At 46.9% G+C, this 18,143-nt stretch carries 23 protein-coding genes; all 23 read left to right on the top strand.

Annotated elements, in window-relative coordinates:
- Positions 1–8: 8 nt before the first annotated feature.
- The 23 genes from BUA12_RS01935 to BUA12_RS01825 all read left to right on the top strand — a co-directional run bounded on the left by BUA12_RS01935 (position 9) and on the right by BUA12_RS01825 (position 18,138).
- The gene (locus tag BUA12_RS01935; protein WP_072707767.1) at positions 9–1,067 is read left to right on the top strand and encodes an NAD(P)H-dependent glycerol-3-phosphate dehydrogenase; all 1,059 of its coding nucleotides are present in this window, start codon (positions 9–11) and stop codon (positions 1,065–1,067) included.
- Between the two features lie 3 nt (positions 1,068–1,070).
- Positions 1,071–1,268 (top strand): DUF2768 family protein, encoded by a 198-nt coding sequence (locus tag BUA12_RS01930; RefSeq protein WP_084669822.1) that lies wholly within the window; start codon positions 1,071–1,073, stop codon positions 1,266–1,268.
- Positions 1,269–1,997 carry a YphF family lipoprotein gene (locus BUA12_RS01925; RefSeq protein ID WP_072707765.1) on the top strand — a complete coding sequence of 243 codons (729 nt, stop codon included), beginning with the start codon at positions 1,269–1,271 and terminating at the stop codon, positions 1,995–1,997.
- Between the two features lie 115 nt (positions 1,998–2,112).
- Positions 2,113–2,385, top strand: a complete 273-nt coding sequence (locus tag BUA12_RS01920) for an HU family DNA-binding protein (protein ID WP_072707763.1) — start codon at positions 2,113–2,115, stop codon at positions 2,383–2,385.
- A 59-nt stretch (positions 2,386–2,444) separates the two neighbouring features.
- On the top strand, positions 2,445–2,939 hold the full coding sequence (locus tag BUA12_RS01915; RefSeq protein WP_072707761.1) for a hypothetical protein: 495 nt from the start codon (positions 2,445–2,447) through the stop codon (positions 2,937–2,939).
- 5 nt (positions 2,940–2,944) lie between these two features.
- Positions 2,945–3,640, top strand: coding sequence for a demethylmenaquinone methyltransferase (locus BUA12_RS01910; protein WP_072707759.1), 696 nt, complete (start codon positions 2,945–2,947; stop codon positions 3,638–3,640).
- 2 nt (positions 3,641–3,642) lie between these two features.
- On the top strand, positions 3,643–4,596 hold the full coding sequence (locus tag BUA12_RS01905) for a polyprenyl synthetase family protein (protein ID WP_072707757.1): 954 nt from the start codon (positions 3,643–3,645) through the stop codon (positions 4,594–4,596).
- 63 nt (positions 4,597–4,659) lie between these two features.
- On the top strand, positions 4,660–5,106 hold the full coding sequence (ndk, locus tag BUA12_RS01900; protein WP_072707755.1) for a nucleoside-diphosphate kinase: 447 nt from the start codon (positions 4,660–4,662) through the stop codon (positions 5,104–5,106).
- Between the two features lie 69 nt (positions 5,107–5,175).
- Positions 5,176–6,342, top strand: a complete 1,167-nt coding sequence (aroC, locus tag BUA12_RS01895) for a chorismate synthase (protein ID WP_072707753.1) — start codon at positions 5,176–5,178, stop codon at positions 6,340–6,342.
- Between the two features lie 2 nt (positions 6,343–6,344).
- Entirely contained in the window at positions 6,345–7,397 is a 1,053-nt protein-coding gene (locus tag BUA12_RS01890; RefSeq protein ID WP_072707751.1) for a 3-dehydroquinate synthase, read from the top strand.
- Positions 7,394–8,680, top strand: coding sequence for a 3-phosphoshikimate 1-carboxyvinyltransferase (aroA, locus tag BUA12_RS01885; protein WP_072707749.1), 1,287 nt, complete (start codon positions 7,394–7,396; stop codon positions 8,678–8,680). Before BUA12_RS01890 ends, aroA begins: the two co-directional genes overlap by 4 nt.
- Positions 8,681–8,693: 13 nt before the next feature.
- The gene (locus BUA12_RS01880; RefSeq protein ID WP_072707747.1) at positions 8,694–9,965 is read left to right on the top strand and encodes a tetratricopeptide repeat protein; all 1,272 of its coding nucleotides are present in this window, start codon (positions 8,694–8,696) and stop codon (positions 9,963–9,965) included.
- The gene (locus BUA12_RS01875) at positions 9,946–10,422 is read left to right on the top strand and encodes a YpiB family protein (RefSeq protein WP_072707745.1); all 477 of its coding nucleotides are present in this window, start codon (positions 9,946–9,948) and stop codon (positions 10,420–10,422) included. The genes BUA12_RS01880 and BUA12_RS01875 overlap by 20 nt, the downstream gene beginning before the upstream one ends.
- Before the next feature lie 4 nt (positions 10,423–10,426).
- Entirely contained in the window at positions 10,427–10,852 is a 426-nt protein-coding gene (locus BUA12_RS01870; protein WP_072707743.1) for a DUF2487 family protein, read from the top strand.
- Positions 10,853–11,000: 148 nt separating this feature from the next.
- Entirely contained in the window at positions 11,001–11,501 is a 501-nt protein-coding gene (locus tag BUA12_RS01865) for a Rieske (2Fe-2S) protein (RefSeq protein ID WP_084669821.1), read from the top strand.
- Between the two features lie 12 nt (positions 11,502–11,513).
- A complete protein-coding gene (gene qcrB / locus BUA12_RS01860; RefSeq protein ID WP_072707741.1) occupies positions 11,514–12,188 on the top strand; it encodes a menaquinol-cytochrome c reductase cytochrome b subunit in 675 nt (224 codons plus the stop codon).
- Positions 12,189–12,210: 22 nt separating this feature from the next.
- Complete coding sequence (locus BUA12_RS01855; protein ID WP_072707739.1) at positions 12,211–13,011, top strand: menaquinol-cytochrome c reductase cytochrome b/c subunit; 801 nt, start codon at positions 12,211–12,213, stop codon at positions 13,009–13,011.
- A gap of 45 nt (positions 13,012–13,056) precedes the next feature.
- Positions 13,057–13,644 carry a DUF1405 domain-containing protein gene (locus BUA12_RS01850; protein WP_072708849.1) on the top strand — a complete coding sequence of 196 codons (588 nt, stop codon included), beginning with the start codon at positions 13,057–13,059 and terminating at the stop codon, positions 13,642–13,644.
- 48 nt (positions 13,645–13,692) lie between these two features.
- Positions 13,693–14,382, top strand: coding sequence for a zinc metallopeptidase (locus BUA12_RS01845; protein ID WP_072707737.1), 690 nt, complete (start codon positions 13,693–13,695; stop codon positions 14,380–14,382).
- A 106-nt stretch (positions 14,383–14,488) separates the two neighbouring features.
- Positions 14,489–14,875 (top strand): methylglyoxal synthase, encoded by a 387-nt coding sequence (gene mgsA / locus BUA12_RS01840; RefSeq protein WP_072707735.1) that lies wholly within the window; start codon positions 14,489–14,491, stop codon positions 14,873–14,875.
- Positions 14,872–16,008, top strand: a complete 1,137-nt coding sequence (gene bshA, locus BUA12_RS01835) for an N-acetyl-alpha-D-glucosaminyl L-malate synthase BshA (protein ID WP_072707734.1) — start codon at positions 14,872–14,874, stop codon at positions 16,006–16,008. Before mgsA ends, bshA begins: the two co-directional genes overlap by 4 nt.
- A complete protein-coding gene (locus BUA12_RS01830) occupies positions 16,008–17,210 on the top strand; it encodes a CCA tRNA nucleotidyltransferase (protein ID WP_072707732.1) in 1,203 nt (400 codons plus the stop codon). The genes bshA and BUA12_RS01830 overlap by 1 nt, the downstream gene beginning before the upstream one ends.
- The gene (locus tag BUA12_RS01825) at positions 17,170–18,138 is read left to right on the top strand and encodes a biotin--[acetyl-CoA-carboxylase] ligase (protein ID WP_072707730.1); all 969 of its coding nucleotides are present in this window, start codon (positions 17,170–17,172) and stop codon (positions 18,136–18,138) included. Before BUA12_RS01830 ends, BUA12_RS01825 begins: the two co-directional genes overlap by 41 nt.
- The last annotated feature ends 5 nt before the right edge of the window (positions 18,139–18,143 follow it).

Raw genomic sequence — 18,143 nt, 5'->3', positions numbered from 1 at the left:
GGGCACTAATGAAGATTTCAGTTTTGGGTACCGGTAGCTTTGGTACAAGCCTGGCAATGGTATTAGCCGACAACCGGCATGATGTGATGATGTACGGAAGGAATCAGGCGGTTGTTGAGGAAATCAACAATCAGCATACGAACGGACACTATTTGAAAGACATCACCCTGCCCGAGGCTTTGTATGCCGTCAGTGATCTTGAAGCAGCGGTGCTGCATGCAGAACTGCTGGTCATCGCGGTGCCGGTCAAAGCAGTCAGAAGCATCACCAGAGAGATTCAAGGCATATTACTTTCCCATAATAAGAAAGTTTTGATCGTTCACGTGGCAAAAGGCCTTGAATTAAATACCCATCTCAGAGTGTCGGAAGTGATTGAACAGGAAACGACAGATCGGACGGTTGAAGATATATGTGTGCTCGGAGGTCCGAGTCATGCGGAGGAAGTCGCCCTGAAATCACCGACGACCGTGAGCACCGCCTCGCTGCACAACAAAGGTGTGGCGACCATACAGGATGTCTTCATGAGCAAATACTTCAGAGTCTACATCAACGAGGACCTCATCGGGGTTGAAATAGGTGGAGCTCTGAAGAATATCATAGCCATCGCTGTCGGTACTCTGCACGGCTTGAACTTTGGTGACAATGCGAAAGCTGCAATCATCACCCGCGGCCTCCAGGAGATCGCCAGACTCGGAACAAAGATGGGGGCCGAGCCCCTGACGTTCCTCGGGCTGTCCGGCATCGGGGATTTGATCGTCACGGCAACAAGCCAGCACTCACGCAACTTCCGCTGCGGAATCATGCTTGCTGAGGGCTTGAGCCTTGAGGAAGCTGAGGAGAAGATGGGCATGGTCGTCGAAGGCGTCAATACGACACGTGCGGCTTATGAGCTCAGTGAGGAGTACGGCGTCGAAATGCCGATCACCAAGGTGCTGCATCAATATCTGTTTGACGAAATCAGTGAAGAAGAAGCATTCTATAAACTGATGATGAGGGAGAAGACCTCTGAGACGATCGGTTTGAAGGAACTGCTTCAGGAGCAATACAAAGATTGGAGTAATCATTAAATTATGTTTGGTATATCCGCAATGGACTTAATGTGGCTGTCCTTCATTTCCATGGGATCCATGGCGATTGCAGCGGTGCTCATCTATGTTGCAAGATACGTCATTAAAATCAGGGTCATCAGCTTTGTCGTCTCGCTGTTCGCGTGGGGACTGCTATTTTTGGCCTTCATCCTGATGATTCCTGTTTTGGGAGGCAGTTAAATGCAATTTTCGAATATTTTAAAGATGACAGTCATGGCGTTCACCGTTATATTTTTAAGTGCATGCATGTATCCTGAATCACAGCGGGCCGGGCAGGTGCCGAGTGAATCCCAGGTGGAGATGGTCCAGCAGGCTGTCGACCGTTTCAGGGAAGATACCGAGGGTTTGCTGCCGATCAGAACAGTATCCGATACACGTGAGTATTTCGAATACCAGATAGATTTCGAAAGGCTGGTGCCGGAATATCTGGATGAAAGGCCATCGATATCGTATGAAGCAGGCGGCTACTATCAGTTTGTCATACTGGATGCAGAAGATGATCCGACGGTCAGGCTTGCAGATCTGCGTATCACGGAAGAAATCCGTTCACTGCAGCTCAGAGTTGATGGAATGGGTGAGCATGTGGAATTCGAGGAGACCATCGGGCCGAATGTTTATAAACTCGACCTCGACTTTTATAACCTCACGGAAAATCCTACAGTGACCAGCCCGTATTCAGGTGGCACATTGAATATATATTATAGCGGCGGGGAGGATTTCATCGTGGACTACAGGGAAGAGATCGGCCGGATGATCGAAGAGAACGATCTGGAGTTTGAAACAGGTGACGATGCCAGGCAGGTATTATATGAGTATACACCGGTCGTACCGATCTATTCCCCTGAAATCACAGTGGATGAAAATAATGACCCCATTTTTATGACAAGTGTCCACAGAAGTGCGCAGTAAAGCCTTTTTTATGGTGAAAAACATCAAAATTCATTGCAGTGCTCAATTGACTGTGTTAAAGTCAAAACATAATGATAAAACATATCATTATACTCATTATGGGAGGTGGACTAGTATGAATAAGACTGATTTAATCAACGCTGTCAGCGATAAGGCTGACCTTACTAAAAAAGAAGCAGGTGCTGCTGTAGACGCAGTATTTGAATCAATTCAGGATTCTTTGAAAAATGGAGAAAAAGTGCAACTGATCGGCTTTGGCAACTTTGAAGTTCGTGAACGTGCCGCACGTAAAGGACGCAATCCACAATCTGGTGAAGAAATAGAGATTGCAGCTTCAAAAGTACCGGCTTTCAAAGCAGGTAAAGCACTTAAAGATGCAGTAAAATAATTTATGTTTTAGGCCTAACGGTTAATGTTAGGTCTATTAATTTATAAGGTGATTTTTTCATGGAAAATCTTATACAACAGATAGAGAAAGATTTGAAAAACAATAAACTGGAACTACATAGTGAACCTTTCTTCAACTTCTTCGCAGATGAGAGCAACATCGTCCAGGGCCCCCATATCTGCCAGGCGGTTTTATTTTTCAATAAAGCACTGCAAATACTGGATATTGAACCTGCTGAAGCAGACAGGGAAGAACATGTCCTCACCGGCGATTATTTTTTCAGTCAGTTCTATAAAATCCTCGCGGCACATAATGAGTATAAAGTGATAAACGATGTCTCCGGCATATCAAAGGTGATCACTTCCAAGAAGTCGGCCTATGCCAGGATTCCTGAAAATCCCTCCCATAAGGAACTGCAGCACCTTTTATTTGCACCTCTTATTTATCTTGTGGATAATGGTTATGCACATGAAAGCCTGTTTAACTTGATCGATCAATACATAGAAGATGTTGATGCAGATCGACTACCTTACATTACGAAGAAGTTCGGGTGACAATAATGGATAAAGAACAACGTGTACATAAAATTTTCAATACCATATCAGATGACTACGATCATATGAACAACATCATCAGCCTGAACCAGCATACGTTATGGAGAAATAAGACCATGGCCCACATGTTTTTGGATGGAGACATGGAAGTTCTGGATGTTTGCTGCGGCACGGGTGACTGGACCGTCCAGCTCGCTTTGAGCGGGGCGGATACCGTCGGTCTTGATTTCAGTGAGAACATGCTAGGAGTGGCTGAAGAGAAGACGGCCGATTTCGGTAATATATCCCTGTTCCACGGCAACGCGATGGACCTCCCTTTCGAAGATGACCGGTTCGATTATGTGACCATCGGGTTCGGCTTAAGGAACCTGCCGGACTACCAGGCTGCAATCAAAGATTTCTACCGCGTCCTGAAGCCGGGCGGCACGCTTGTGATACTGGAGACTTCCACTCCCGAAAACAACTTCGTGAATTATGGTTTTGAAGTGTATTTCGGAAAAATCATGCCGGTTCTCGGCGGATTGCTCGCAAAAAAGAAAGATGAGTACACCTGGCTGTATGAGTCGACCCATTCATTCCTTTCAAAAGAGGCCCTGAAACAGATGCTGGTATCCACGGGTTTTACAAACATTAAAATCATTCCCCATACTTTAGGTACGGCAGCCTCTCACTTTGCCATAAAACCGATAACTGAGGGCTAGGCATGGTCTCATTGAAGAAATATCTCGCACCGGATTTCATCAAAGTCGACAGGCTCATAAAGGAAAGCCTGAAACCTAAAGGTGTCCTGTCCAATGATTTGAGTCTGGAATTATATAAATCAGGCGGGAAGAAAATAAGGCCGACCTTATCCATCTTGGCCGGGCGTCTGGGGAATCCCGACAAGATGGGCGATGTATATAAGGTCAGTGCGAGCCTTGAACTGCTTCATATGGCTACGCTGGTCCATGATGATATCATAGACGACAGTGATATGAGGCGGGGCAGGGCGACGGCATATTATGAGTACGGTTATTTTCAGGCGGTGAGTACCGGCAACCTGCTGTTATCCACTGCAGTTCATCTCGTAAGTGACATAGAACATCCGGAATTTCACCAAACCTATTCCGAGGCGATTGAGCAGATCGTCAGCGGAGAACTGCTGCAATTCAATCACCAGTTCAATTCCGGACAGAGTTATGATGACTATTATAAGAAAATCTACCGGAAGACTGCGCTGCTCATAGTGCTCAGTGTCAGACTGGGGAGCTATGCAAGCCATCTGGATGAAGAGACGATGGAAGATTTGACCGGATTTGCAAAGCATATCGGGTTGAGTTTCCAGATCATAGATGACTGCCTTGACTTCACCGGGAATGAGGCCGCGCTTGGCAAGCCGAAGTTCTCTGATCTTGCGAACGGCCATTTCACTCTGCCCGTGCTGCTTCTCCGGGATCAGGATGAGCGGTTCAGGCAGGATCTGGCGGACTTTAAGGACAGACCGGAACTGCTGGATGAGCTGATATCACAGATAATCGGCTCCGGAGCACTGGAGGAAGCAATGGATATAAGCTCCCGCCACTATGATCAGGCCATCTCACATCTGGAGGGCATCAGTGAACCAGTCAGAAGCTACCTGCTTGAAATTGCAGAAAAACTCGAAAAACGTCTGAAATAAATTAACATTAAAATTAAATAATGATAAAATGGTCACATAACTAAATTATAAGGAGATTTAATAATGGAAAAAACTTTTCTAATGATTAAACCTGATGGGGTTCAAAGAAACCTTGTCGGCCCGATCGTCTCGAGACTTGAAAATAAAGGGTTTAAAATCGTCGGGGCAAAATTGATGCAGGTTTCAGAAGACCTTGCCAAAACACATTATCAGGAACACGAAGAAAGGCCATTCTTCGGTGAATTGGTCGACTTCATCACTTCAGGCCCTGTTTTTGCAATGGTGCTTGAAGGTGAAAATGTGATTTCGACTGCGAGGCTCGTCGTCGGATCCACCAACCCGCAGGAAGCTGCACCGGGGACCATCAGAGGCGACTTCGGTTTAACTGTTGGAAAAAATATCATCCATGGCTCAGATTCACCTGAAAGTGCTGAAAGAGAAATCAACCTGTTCTTTGATGAAGCTGAAATACTGAATTATGATTTGATCAATAAAGAATGGATTTACTAAACATGAAACAATGAGCTGGGTTTTCTACTCAGCTTTTTTTAATATAATTTTAGAAGAGAAGGTGGAACTATGAGATTTTTAACATCCGGGGAATCACATGGCCCGAAACTTACTGCAATCATTGAAGGCTTTCCATCGAATATGCCTGTCGATAAAGGACGCATGGAAGCTGAACTCATAAAAAGACAGGGCGGTTACGGCCGCGGACGCAGAATGAAGATTGAAAAGGATACATTCACTTTTGGAGCGGGCATCAGGCACGGCAAGACGCTCGGCAGCCCGATCATGATTGAACTCTCCAACGATGATTTCAAAAGCTGGACGACGATCATGGGGAGCGATCCACTCAGCCCTGAAGAAGAGGAAAAGATGAAACGTGTCATCACGAAGCCGAGACCGGGCCATGCAGACCTTGTCGGCGGCATCAAATATAATGCACGGGATCTCCGCAATGTCCTTGAGCGCTCATCGGCCCGTGAAACTGCAGCGCGTGTCGCTGTAGGCGCACTCTGCAAGGAATTGCTCCATGCACTTGGCATCGAAATGTCGAGCCGTGTGGTTCAGATAGGAGAAGTCAAAGATGAGGGCGAGTACACTTACGATGAAATCAGTGAAGGTTCCGACCGGTCTTCAGTCCGCATGATTTCTGAGGAACAGACCGCTAAGACGGAAAAGCTGATCGATGCGGCGAAGAAAAACGGCGATTCCATTGGGGGCATCGTCGAAGTGATCGTCAAGAACCCGCCCGTCGGGCTCGGATCATATGTCCATTATGACAGGAAGCTCGATTCGAAGATTGCAGGCAGTGTAATCAGCATCAATGCATTTAAAGGTGTTGAATTCGGCATGGGCTTCAAACTCGCTGAGACTCCGGGCTCGGAAGTCCAGGATGAAATCCTTTACAGCAGTGAAGCGGGTTACACACGCAAAACCAATAATCTGGGCGGATTCGAAGGCGGCATGTCCACAGGGATGCCGATCGTCGTCCGTGCTGTGATGAAGCCGATACCTACACTCTACAAACCTTTGATGAGTGTCGATATCAATACAAAGGAACCGTTCAAGGCCACGGTCGAACGGAGCGATTCCTGTGCTGTGCCGGCAGCTTCCATCGTGTGTGAGCACATGGTTGCAATCGAAATGGCGAAAGCGATCCTGGAGAAGTTTCCTCATGACAGCTTCGAGGAGTTGCAAGATGCAGTCGAAGTCCATAAAGAAAAAGTGAAAGACTTTTAAACATGAAGGAATTCAAGACGACTTATCCAGATGAAAACTACACAGTTCACGTCGGACACGGCATCTTCAATGAGACACTGCAATATTACACATCCGGGTATGACGATGTTTTGTATATAGTGGATGAAAACGTCCATGCCCATTTTAAACACACCGTTATAAAACATATTAAAGCGCCGGTCCTCACCCGTTCGGGCGAGGCTGCCAAAACGGCGGAAGCTTTCATGCAATTGGTGGAAAGCCTGCTTGAACGTGGCATTAAACGCTCAAGCCTGGTCGTGGTGATCGGTGGCGGGGCGACAGGGGATGCCGGCGGTTTTGCCGCATCAGTCACCTTAAGGGGTGTGGATTTCATCCAGGTGCCGACCACCCTCCTGGCACATGATTCCGCCATCGGCGGAAAAACAGCCATCAACTCATCCCACGGTAAAAATCTGATCGGGGCTTTTCACAGGCCACGCGGGGTGATTTACGATCTGGATTTTCTGACAACCCTCCCCGAGCCGGAAATATTGAGCGGTTTCGGCGAAGTATATAAACATGCTTTACTGAACAGCGAAAAAGCAGTGACCGTGTTGATGGACCGCACTGCCGGGGGCATAAAGGCCGAAGACCTTGAAGACAGCATCATTGAAGGAATAAGGACTAAGATGTATTATGTATCCGAAGATGAGTTTGAATCAGGTTCGAGGAAATTTCTGAATCTCGGCCACACACTCGGCCATGCAATAGAATATGAATATAAGATACCCCACGGCCATGCGGTCATGCTGGGATTATATGCGATGATGTTCATTTCCAATAATGAAACAGACTCCGGGCTTTTTGACTTGGAGGCGCATCAGCGGTATTTTTCAAATCTGGGTTACCCAATGGAGATACTGGAGACGCTCGATCCGGTGCGGATGCTCAAATACATGAAACATGATAAGAAGAATACGAGTGATGACACCGTGGGTTTTATATTAATGAATAACGATTTTCAGCCCTATTTTACTGAAATCGGGACCGGAAAAATGGTAAAATATATACGGGCAATGAAGGAGTCATTATGAAATCATTACTGAATCATACATTCACCGGCACCATCCAGGTGCCGGGCGACAAATCCATAACACACAGGGCACTGATGATGGCCTCATTGGCTGAAGGGACCTCTGTCATCCATTCACCGCTTGAAAGTGAAGATACGTTCAGGACTGCTGAGATAATGGGCCAGCTCGGTGTCGAAATCAAAAGGGAAGATGACAGGATGACTGTGGTTTCACCCGGCAGCAGCAACTTCACGACCCCTGAAGGGGTTTTATATACAGGCAACTCCGGAACCACGACACGCCTCCTGATGGGATTGATTGCAGGACTGGGTATCGAGGCGACGATAGAGGGTGACAGCTCGATCGCCGGACGGCCGATGGACCGAGTAGCCACACCGCTCGGGGAAATGGGCGCGGACATCTCCCTCGTCGACGGTAAATATCCTCCGATTGTGATGAAACGGAGCAGCCTCAGCGCGATAGAGTATGAAATGCCTGTAGCCAGCGCCCAGGTGAAAAGTGCCATCCTGTTTGCGGCACTGTATGCGGATGGCGGAACCACCGTCCATGAAAAAGTCAGATCGAGGAATCATACAGAAATCATGCTGGAACAGTTCGGGGTAGATATCGAAGTCGACGGCCTCTCCATCAGTATGAAGGGCGGCCAGTCGCTGAGCGCGAATGATGTCCAGGTGCCGGGAGATATCTCATCCGCCGCTTTCCTCATGGTACTTGCAGCAATCACCGAAGGCTCCGACATTATGATAGAAAACGTCTCTATGAATGAGACGAGGGCCGGCATCATCGACGTGTTCAAACAGATGAATGCAGATATTGAAATCGAGGAGGTCTCCAATGAAGGGGAGGCCATCGGAAATATACATGTCCGTCATTCAAAAGACCTCACTTCATTCGACCTGTCCGGGGAGATCATCCCGAGACTGATCGATGAGATCCCGGTGCTTGCAGTTCTGGGGGCTTTCGGGCGCAGCCCGAGCTTCATAAAAGGTGCGGAGGAGCTGCGTTACAAGGAAACGGACAGGTTGCGGGCGGTCATCGATGAGCTCGTGAAATTCGGCGTCGAGTTTGAAGAGTATGAAGACGGCTTCATGGTGTATCCACTTAAAGAATTGAAAGTCTCAGGCAGGGAGTTCAAAGGCTACCATGACCACCGAATCATCATGATGCTGCTTGTCATGGCCATCTCCACCGGTACTGAAATCAATATAGATGATACATCGGCAATCAACATTTCATATCCGGAGTTTCTAAAGGATTTGCAGAAACTGAAAAAGGCCAGATGAAAGGGTTTTTAAAATGCAGGAAATGATCTACCAGGCGACCGATTCGCTGAACAAGGGAGAATATCCCGAGGAGAAGCTGAATGCCATCGTCCACAATCTTTCTGAAATGAAGGGTACAGGCGACATGGAAGCTTTATTCATAATGGGGGACGCGCTCGTTTCGGGCGGTCTTCATGATTATGCTGAAAAGGTTTATCTGCACCTTTATCATAATACCGACCATGATGACGAGGTCATCGCTTATCTCACCGATCTGATGATTACGGACAACCGGCTGGATGAGGCGCTCAGTCTGATCAACAGTTCAAAAAGAACGCCGGTCGTCCTCATGCTGAAGGCTGAGATTTTTCAGCAGCTCAACATGAACGACATTGCACTGAAATCATTATTTGAGGCTAAATCAATGGCCGATGACCCAATCATTGATTTTGCAATCGCAGAACTGTACTTCCACGATGGTGACTTATCTGAAGCGAACAGGCATTATCAGCTCCTCATAAACCATGGGATTGAACAGGTCAATCAGATCGACGTCAACCTGAGGCTTGCTGAAATCAATATGAACCTTCTGAATCTTGAAGATGCGAAAGAGTGCTTCGCTGCTGCCAGTGACGAAAACTATTCCAACGATGACTGGTATCGCGAAGCCCTTCTCGAATATCAGCTTCAGGACTATGATGAGGCCATCAAGCTTCTTGAAAAAGTCCTTGATAATGAACCATATTATATGAATGCATATATCCTGCTGATGAACATTTACGAAACACAGCATGATTTGCCGGGGGCCGTCGGGATCATGGAGAGATACCTGACCGAGAATGACAGCAATCCACTTGCTTATTTTCATCTGGGACGGCTGCACTTCAGGACCAACCAGCCAGAAAATGCACTGGAGTATTTCAAAAAAGCCATTGAACTCGACCAGGATTATGATGATGCTTATCTGATGCTGTTCGAAACGCTGTTGAAGATGGATGCCGCCGAAGAGATCGACGATTTCCTGGGTGAGTTCGATCATCATACATTGTCAGGCGAATCACTGTACCTGCTCGCCAAAATCCACGCCGTGAACGAAGATGACGAAAAAGCGATGAAGTATTACAGTGAAGCGGCGGGCCTCATAGGCGATTCACTGGAGTTTCATGAAGATTACTATTATTATTTAAGTGAAGTCAGAGACCCTTTACGCAGGGATATACTCGAAAAGTTACTTGAAATGGATCCTTCCAATATCAAATGGCAGGATGAAAAGGAGCGTTTAATGGATGAGGACAGCGAACTATAAGCGTGATTTTCTGGATTACGTTCTCTATCATTATGACTTTCGGGACAGGACGGCTGTGTGGATATTGAATTTCATCAAAGCACATCCGACGATAACCAATTTCATATCCTTTACAGACAGATCATCGGACCGCAGATTGAGGATTGCCGAAGAAACCACCGGGAGACCGACACTGGTCTTTGAAAAAGGCCAGATCATAACGACCGACGGCGAAGTGATATTTCACGACATAAACAGCAACAAGGCATCACCCCTCTATATTGAATTCATCTTCCATGACCGGAACAGGCGATATGAGGCAGTCAAAGAACGGGAAAAGGGCGACGTAGGCAGCCATATCAATTCTCAAATCAGAAATCTTGAGGCGGAGATCGACGCAGCACTGCAGAATAACGACAGGAGTTTGTTTTATGAATTGAGCGATCAGCTGAACAAAGCAAGGTCCATTGAAAGGTGAGCATATGCTATATAAATATGATGATATAAAAGTTCTGAAGGATCAGCTCGAGTTTGTGGATACGGCAATTATCCCGTTTGTAAGTGCAGATATGGACAGCGGGGCACTGTCGTATGCAAATGACATCGAATTGCTCCAGCTGGTCACCATCCAGCTGGAAAAGCAGTTCAAAGGCCGGGTATTCATCACTCCTGCGATGACCACGGTCCAGTCCGACACGACAGTACTTGAGCAGTATGAAGCACAACTCTATGATTACGGGTTCAAAAAAGTGGTGATCATCACCCACCTGGACCTCGGCGAACCCCATACGGCCATACGTCTGAATCACATCCCGCTGCAGGATATGACGAACGATATCAAGTTCGATTTGGTGAACGAAGAAGTCAAGAAAGTGATGAAAACCATCATTTCAATATGGAACAGTTAGTTTTAAGTATAATTACACGATTATCGCATATTGCGCACATTAAAAATTATGAAAGCTTATTGACCGTCAGAATTTAATAGGCTAAAATTGATATGTCCTAGTTATATTTAATGTAAAAGAACGCATGTGCTTGAGGGGGGAAAATATAATGTCGCAAAAAGTTACAAGACGCCAGTTCCTGAACTATTCCTTAATGGGTGTCGGGTCATTCATGGCGGCCGGTATGATACTTCCGATGGGAAGGATGGCACTGGATCCGCTATTCCAGGAAGATGCAGAAGGAGATATGGTGACGACAAGTGTCACTATTGATGAAATTACAGAAGAGCCGATGCAGGTCGACTTCACTTTCGAACAGGAAGATGCCTGGTATACAAGTGAAGTGACTGATTTTGCATGGGTGTTCCGGGACGGTGATGAGATCATCGCATTCTCGCCTGTATGTAAACACCTGGGCTGTACAGTCACATGGGCTGCTGATGATAACAACCCGGAGAGATTCTTCTGTCCATGCCATAATGGCCTGTATGAGAAGAATGGGAATAACGTTCCAGGAACTCCTCCAACTGGGCCATTGGATCAGTTTGAAGTCGGCGAATCCGATGGTTATCTTACAATAGGCCAAGTAGTTCCAAACCAATTAGTATAGGAGGGAAACTAGATGTTCAATAGAATTTATGATTGGATAGACGACCGCATGGATATCACTCCTATATGGAGGGATGTGGCGGATCATGAGGTGCCGGAGCACGTTAACCCTGCCTATCACTTCTCTGCATTCGTCTATTGTTTTGGAGGACTGACATTTTTCATAGTATTGATACAGATTTTATCAGGTATGTTCCTGACGATGTATTATGTACCGGATATCGTTAATGCCTGGAATTCTGTTTACTATCTTCAGCACGATGTAGCAGCTGGTTTGATTGTCAGAGGTATGCACCACTGGGGTGCGAGTTTAGTTGTTGTAATGATGTTCTTACATACGTTAAGAGTATTCTTTACAGGTGCTTATAAGGCTCCTAGGGAATTGAACTGGGTTGTCGGCGTACTGCTCTTCGCAACGATTCTCGGACTTGCATTCACCGGATACTTACTGCCTTGGGATATGAAAGCATTGTTCGCAACTAGAGTAGGGTTGGATATTGCAGGTAGTGTGCCATTCATAGGTGATTGGATCCAGACACTGCTGGCCGGTGACGATACAATCATTGGTGCACAGACATTGACACGATTCTTCGCTATCCATGTATTTTTCCTGCCTGCTGCATTGTTTATCTTGATGGCCGTTCACTTCATCATGATACGTAGACAAGGTATCGCAGGACCACTATAGGAGAAATGGGAGGTAAAAATATATGAAACGTGGAAAAGGACTGACATTTGTCGGAGATTCCCGTGTACAGAAGTATGATAAACCAAAGCTCAATCGTGACTACTCAGAATTTCCAGGGCGTACCGAAGAATTTTACCCTGACTTTCTCTTAAAAGAATGGGTGACAGGCGCAGTCTTCCTGATTGGTATCCTATGTTTGGTGGTTGCACACCCGGCCCCGCTCGAGCGGGTGGCTGATCCGACTGATACAGGATATATTCCTCTACCTGACTGGTACTTCCTATTTCTTTATCAAATACTGAAGTATACTTATGCATCCGGACCGTTCAACGTCATCGGTGCAATCGTTATACCCGGTATTGCGTTTACCGCTCTTTTATTGGCCCCTTGGCTCGATAACAAAAAAGACCGCCACTGGAAACGCCGTCCGATTGCAAGCGGACTCATGCTTGCATCGGTAGCAATCATTTTCTACACGACTTGGGAATCCGTTGCTTACCATGACTGGGAGCAGCAGAACCAACAGGGTGAGATCGTTTTCTCAAACCTTGATGCCGACGATCCCGTGTTCAATGAATTGATACGGACGAACTGTACGAGCTGTCACGGCGGTGAGCTTGCAGGCGGTTCCGGTCCGGGTCTGATTGAACCGGATTATAATCCTGAAACGGTGGAAGCATTCGTAAGAAATGGTGTAGGGGAGATGCCTGCTTTTGAAGGCACCCTGACGGATGATGAAATTGTTGCAATTTCAGAGTTCGTGGCTGATCTTGAAATAGTATCGGCGGATGAGGCCGATAACGTACCTGAATCAGAAGAATAAATTGAACCCCCTTGGTAAAAGGGGGTTTTTTATTAGGTGATGAGGATGAATAAATTAATTGGATTGATGTTCAACAGATGGTTCTTGATACTACTGCTGATAAGTAATTTTATAGGTACGGTATATGGATATTACTGGTACAGGGGACAGATTGCCAATACCGAATGGTACTTCATCCCCTTCGTGCCGGACAGCCCGACTGCGACGCTTTTCCTCTGCATATTGATCGTCCTCATACTGATGAGGAAAAAGTGGGGACTGATCGATGCACTCGCGTTCACAACACTGATCAAGTACGGGGTTTGGGCGGTCGTCATGAACATGCTGACATTCGTGGAGACGGGCTTCATTTCCTGGATCGGGCTCATGCTTGTCGCATCACACGGCATCATGGCTTTACAGGCATTTTTATTCCTGCCTCATCTCGAAATCAAGCCGGTGCATCTCTATATCACCGCCATCTGGCTCTTCCATAATGATGTGATCGACTATGTATACGGCCAGTATCCGGTTTATGGGCAACTGGCGCAATACAGCGATCATATCGGTTACTTTTCATTCTGGCTGACGGTGCTCGTCCTGGTCCTGCTGCATCAGCTTGTACCGAGGCGTAATACATTGACGAACGAATGAATATTAAAGTAAAATATAAGAAGACAATATTAGGAGGGAAATAACTTAATGGGTATCATCCTTTACTTCGTCATATTGATGGTCGTTCCAATGCTTGCCCAGATGAATGTCAAATCCACTTTCAACAAGTACTCTAAAGTACGTTCAACAAGTGGACTGACAGGACGGGAAGTCGCAGAGGAAATCCTACATGAGAACGGCATTTATGATGTGGGTGTCGAAAGGGGCCAGGGATTCCTGAGTGATCATTATGATCCTAAAAACAAGGTCATCCGCCTTTCACCCCACAACTATGATAAGCCGAGCGTGGCAGGCACTGCAGTGGCCGCCCACGAAGTCGGACATGCGATACAGCATGCCACCGGCTACAAATTCCTGAACTTCAGGTCAGCGTTGTTCCCTCTTGCACAATTGGGCACAAATTTCTCATATTTCCTGATCATAGCAGGCATGCTGCTTACCGCAGGTATGGATACGCAGTTTGGAACTACATTGCTCTGGGCAGGTATCGGCCTGATGGCATTTGCAGTCCTCTTCCAGCTGGTGACGCTGCCGGTGGAATTCGACGCATCGAACCGTGCAATGAAGCAGATAGAATCGCTGAATATAGTCAATCAGAAAGAGTACAGGCATGCCAAGAAAGTGCTGAATGCAGCAGCCATGACATACGTGGCGGCGACAGCCGTGGCAGTGGCGGAACTCGTGAGGTTCATACTGATTGCAAGAAGCCAGAGCTAGAAGAACAACTAACAGCCGGAGTGCTCTCCGGCTGTTTTTTTGATTATTTCACATGACACCTTTTTTTCTCTATAATGAACGTATATAAATCAATTTGGAGGCATCTATGAAAATTGCACTGATCGCCCATGACAAGAAAAAAGAAGCATTGATTGCATTTGTGAAAGAAAATGTGGACACTTTCAAAAAGCACGGTTTGTATGCAACCGGCACCACAGGCAAAAAGCTGATGGAAGAGACGGGGCTCAGCATACACCGCTTCAAGTCCGGCCCACTCGGCGGGGATCAGGAGATCGGCGCCCTGGTTGCAAAAGGCGGGATAGATGCAATCATATTTTTCAGGGATCCCTTGACGGCGCAGCCCCATGAACCGGACGTCTCTGCACTGCTGAGGCTCTCAGACGTCTATGATGTGCCTCTTGCGACCAATGAAGGTACGGCAAGTGCCGTAATGCACTATATCAGCATCAACGAAAGCGGGGTGGGGGAATGAAGATAGGCATAACATGCTACCCCGGCGTCGGTGGCAGCGGCATCATTGCAACCGAGCTCGGCATACAGATGGCGAAAAGAGGGCACGAGGTACATTTCATCACTTCCAAAGTGCCCTTCAGACTGACGATCAACCACCCGAACATATATATACATCAGACTGACATCAACAGTTACAGCGTGTTCCAGTACCCGCCATATGATATCACGATCGCGAGTAAAATAGCGGAAGTGATAAAATACCACGAGCTGGATCTCATACACATGCATTATGCAGTGCCTCATGCCGTATGCGGCATACTGGCCAGACAAATGTCCGGCAGTGATGTCAAAATCATCAGTACACTGCACGGCACTGACATCACGGTACTCGGGCATGATGCATCGTTGAAGGACGCAATCAGATTCGGCATCGAGTCTTCCGACATGACCACTGCTGTGTCTGAAAGCCTGAAAAATGATACTTACAGGCTGATCGAGCCCGACAAGGACATAACGACCGTATATAACTTCATCGACGAAACCAAGTTCAACCTGGAGGACAGGGAGCTGGTCAGGGCTCAGCTGAAGAGACAATATGCCATTTCCGAAGATACTAAAGTGATCATGCACACTTCCAATTTCAGGGCTGTCAAAAGAATCGAAGATATAATCAGGGCATTCAACATCGTCTGCCCGAAAGTGGATTCCATCCTTCTCCTCGTCGGGGACGGACCTGAAATGAACAGGATGCGGCAGCTCTCCCATGACCTGGGCCTTGAGGACAAAGTCATTTTTGCAGGACAGCAGACCGATGTCGTCAATCATTATAAGATGTCCGACTGCTTCATGCTGCTGAGCGAACAGGAAAGTTTCGGCCTTTCCCTGCTGGAAGCCATGAATTGCGGCTCTGTCCCTGTCGGTTCGAGTGCAGGGGGGATCAGCGAAGTGATCGAGCACGGGGAAACGGGCTATGTCGTAGATGTCGGTGATTATGAAAGTGCGGCCGTGCACCTGTGCCGTCTACTGACAGACCCGGAAAAGTATGCGGAGTTGAAGAACAATATGCTTGATGATATCGGCATACGCTTCAGGAGCGGGAATATCATTGACCAGTACGAAAATTTATATTTTTCATTAAAAGAGGGTAAATGATGCAAACGTTATTCGAAGCCGGGGCAAAAATAATAAGAAAACTGAATGAGCGTGGTTTTGAAGCATTTTTTGTCGGGGGCTGCGTGCGGGATTTCTACATGGCGAGGGATATACAGGATGTGGATATAACAACGGACGCGAAACCTGAAGAGGTGGAAAGCCTCTTTGAAAAGACGATCGATGTCGGGAAAGTACACGGCACAATCATCGTCATGGCTGAGGGCACCCCTTTTGAAGTCACCACTTACAGGACTGACGGCATATACACCGATCACCGCCATCCGGATGAAGTCATCTTCTCCAATCGTCTGAATGAAGACTTGAAGCGCAGGGACTTCACCATGAATGCGATGGCCATGGCTGAAGATTACACTTTCCATGACCCCTACGAGGGGCGTGAAGCGATAGAGAAGTGTGAGATAACCACCGTCGGATATGCGTCTGACAGATTCGGCGAAGATGCCCTGCGGATGGTCCGCGCGCTCAGGTTCATGTCGGTGCTGGACTTCGGGATTGAAGAGGAGACAGGAGTAGCGATGACAGCCAATGCGCATTTAATGAAACATGTATCAGTGGAACGCATCGTCACGGAATTTAAAAAGATGTATAATGGTGTGGCCCTCGACCAGGCAAAGGTCAAACTGGTCCGCACGGGGTTGGCCCGTCACATCCCGTTCTTCTCTGAAATCACGGACGATGACCTTTTGAAGAGCAGAGTCGATGACCTGCTGGATGAACTGATTGTACAGGTCATCCGTGACCCCTCCTTGAAAGGGTCACTCCATCATTTAAAACTTTCAAATAAAGAACTCCATACCGTCAAAGGATGCGCAGCGCTTCATGAAGCATTGGAAAAGGGCGATCATCCGCTCGAGGTTTCCTATTCATTTGACGAAGATATACTCGAACGGTTCGCCGCCGCCAATGATCAGAATCATCTGACACAGCAGTCGTCATTACTTCAGAAGGCGCAGGCACTCAAGCTTTCCCTTCCGATCAGCAGCAAGAAGGATCTGGAAGTCGACGGCAGGGACCTGATGGAATTGTACAGTTCACGGAGTGGACCCTGGATTAAAGAATGCCTGAACATCATAGAGAGGGAAGTGTTGTTCGGAAGATTGAAAAATAATCATAACGATATAATCGATTGGGTGAAAACACATGTCAAAGTTGAATCAGCAAGTATTGAAATTATTGAGTAAACATGAATTCATATCCGGCCAGAAGATGGCTGAAGCGCTCAGCATATCCAGGACTGCAGTCTGGAAGGCCGTGCAGAACCTCAAAGAAGACGGATATACGGTGAAGTCGGTGGCCAGCAAGGGCTACAAGCTCATCGGGGCATCGAATGAATTGAATGAGACGCTGCTGACCTCAATGATAAAGGACTCAAAACTATTTTCCGAGGTCATCTACCGGGATACTGTGGATTCCACACAAAAAATCGCATTCCAGAAAATCACCGATATTAAAAAGCCATTCATCGTCGTGGCGGGTGAACAGACCGGGGGCAGGGGTCGCTTTAACAGGGAGTGGACCTCTCCTGAAAAATCGGGGCTCTACATGTCTGCAGTCTTTAAACCGGATATTTATTTGAATGAGATCATCAAATTCAACCTCTTCCTTTCACTTGCCATTGCGAACGCAATTGAAGAAACTTTCGACCTTGATGCCGGCATCAAGTGGCCGAATGATATTTACATAGACGGCAAAAAAGTCTGCGGCTTCCTGACTGAAGTGGTCAGTGAGAATAATGTGATACAAAATATCATTTGCGGCATCGGCATCAATCTGTATGAAACAGAGGAGATCACTGCCCTGGAGACGGCGACTTCCATAGAGAATGAAATGAAAAAAAATGGTAGAATGAATAGTGATACAGAATCGTTTTTGACCCGCCTGATCCATGAATTGGAGCAACAGTACCATCAGTTCATGAATACGCCATTTTCATCCATCAAAGAGGAATGGATGGCAAAATCCATCATTTTCGGCAAAGAGATGAGGATTTCAGAAATGAACCGGACATTCTTGGCAAAACCGGTGGATATCACCGATGAAGGTTTTCTGCTTGCAGTGGACCGCTATGGTGAAACACATAAAATAATCAGTGCAGATATTGAATTTTAAAATTT

Origin of the sequence: Lacicoccus alkaliphilus DSM 16010 (assembly GCF_900142805.1) — a bacterium.
Taxonomy (GTDB): domain Bacteria; phylum Bacillota; class Bacilli; order Staphylococcales; family Salinicoccaceae; genus Lacicoccus; species Lacicoccus alkaliphilus.
Note: the sequence above shows the minus strand (reverse complement) of the source record. Positions and strands in the feature narration are given on the sequence as shown.

Bases quoted from the DNA above. Each gene is read 5' to 3' on its own strand.
- BUA12_RS01935 (WP_072707767.1), top strand. From the start codon at position 9: ATGAAGATTTCAGTTTTGGGTACCGGTAGCTTTGGTACAAGCCTGGCA.
- BUA12_RS01930 (WP_084669822.1), top strand. From the start codon at position 1,071: ATGTTTGGTATATCCGCAATGGACTTAATGTGGCTGTCCTTCATTTCC.
- BUA12_RS01925 (WP_072707765.1), top strand. From the start codon at position 1,269: ATGCAATTTTCGAATATTTTAAAGATGACAGTCATGGCGTTCACCGTT.
- BUA12_RS01920 (WP_072707763.1), top strand. From the start codon at position 2,113: ATGAATAAGACTGATTTAATCAACGCTGTCAGCGATAAGGCTGACCTT.
- BUA12_RS01915 (WP_072707761.1), top strand. From the start codon at position 2,445: ATGGAAAATCTTATACAACAGATAGAGAAAGATTTGAAAAACAATAAA.
- BUA12_RS01910 (WP_072707759.1), top strand. From the start codon at position 2,945: ATGGATAAAGAACAACGTGTACATAAAATTTTCAATACCATATCAGAT.
- BUA12_RS01905 (WP_072707757.1), top strand. From the start codon at position 3,643: ATGGTCTCATTGAAGAAATATCTCGCACCGGATTTCATCAAAGTCGAC.
- ndk (WP_072707755.1), top strand. From the start codon at position 4,660: ATGGAAAAAACTTTTCTAATGATTAAACCTGATGGGGTTCAAAGAAAC.
- aroC (WP_072707753.1), top strand. From the start codon at position 5,176: ATGAGATTTTTAACATCCGGGGAATCACATGGCCCGAAACTTACTGCA.
- BUA12_RS01890 (WP_072707751.1), top strand. From the start codon at position 6,345: ATGAAGGAATTCAAGACGACTTATCCAGATGAAAACTACACAGTTCAC.
- aroA (WP_072707749.1), top strand. From the start codon at position 7,394: ATGAAATCATTACTGAATCATACATTCACCGGCACCATCCAGGTGCCG.
- BUA12_RS01880 (WP_072707747.1), top strand. From the start codon at position 8,694: ATGCAGGAAATGATCTACCAGGCGACCGATTCGCTGAACAAGGGAGAA.
- BUA12_RS01875 (WP_072707745.1), top strand. From the start codon at position 9,946: ATGAGGACAGCGAACTATAAGCGTGATTTTCTGGATTACGTTCTCTAT.
- BUA12_RS01870 (WP_072707743.1), top strand. From the start codon at position 10,427: ATGCTATATAAATATGATGATATAAAAGTTCTGAAGGATCAGCTCGAG.
- BUA12_RS01865 (WP_084669821.1), top strand. From the start codon at position 11,001: ATGTCGCAAAAAGTTACAAGACGCCAGTTCCTGAACTATTCCTTAATG.
- qcrB (WP_072707741.1), top strand. From the start codon at position 11,514: ATGTTCAATAGAATTTATGATTGGATAGACGACCGCATGGATATCACT.
- BUA12_RS01855 (WP_072707739.1), top strand. From the start codon at position 12,211: ATGAAACGTGGAAAAGGACTGACATTTGTCGGAGATTCCCGTGTACAG.
- BUA12_RS01850 (WP_072708849.1), top strand. From the start codon at position 13,057: ATGAATAAATTAATTGGATTGATGTTCAACAGATGGTTCTTGATACTA.
- BUA12_RS01845 (WP_072707737.1), top strand. From the start codon at position 13,693: ATGGGTATCATCCTTTACTTCGTCATATTGATGGTCGTTCCAATGCTT.
- mgsA (WP_072707735.1), top strand. From the start codon at position 14,489: ATGAAAATTGCACTGATCGCCCATGACAAGAAAAAAGAAGCATTGATT.
- bshA (WP_072707734.1), top strand. From the start codon at position 14,872: ATGAAGATAGGCATAACATGCTACCCCGGCGTCGGTGGCAGCGGCATC.
- BUA12_RS01830 (WP_072707732.1), top strand. From the start codon at position 16,008: ATGCAAACGTTATTCGAAGCCGGGGCAAAAATAATAAGAAAACTGAAT.
- BUA12_RS01825 (WP_072707730.1), top strand. From the start codon at position 17,170: ATGTCAAAGTTGAATCAGCAAGTATTGAAATTATTGAGTAAACATGAA.